General features: G+C 61.6%; 1 pseudogene. It reads right to left on the reverse strand.

Features of this window, described 5'->3' with window-relative positions:
- Nucleotides 1-279, reverse strand: a pseudogene (locus tag KIH86_RS26000) (RCC1 domain-containing protein); the annotation flags it as partial.

Consider the following 279-nt stretch of genomic DNA (forward strand, 5'->3'; position numbering starts at 1 on the left):
ACCACGCCGCCCGACTCATCCAGCACTTGCACCTGGTACCCGGTAAAGGTTGTCGCTTCCGCGTCCACCTGGCTCCAGCCAATGGTCGGCTTCGTAATATTCACCGCCGCCGGGCTTGCCTGTGTTCCCGCTGGTGCCGTCACCGTAACTTGCGGCGCTGTGTTTGCTTTCACGGCTACCGGGATGTTTCGCTGCACAGTCGTTCCGTCTCCCAACTGACCGCTGCCGTTGTAACCCCATGCCCATACACTGCCGTCACTCTTCAGCGCCAGGCTGTGG

This window comes from Paenibacillus sinensis (assembly GCF_019904155.1).
GTDB lineage: Bacteria > Bacillota > Bacilli > Paenibacillales > Paenibacillaceae > Paenibacillus_AQ > Paenibacillus_AQ sinensis.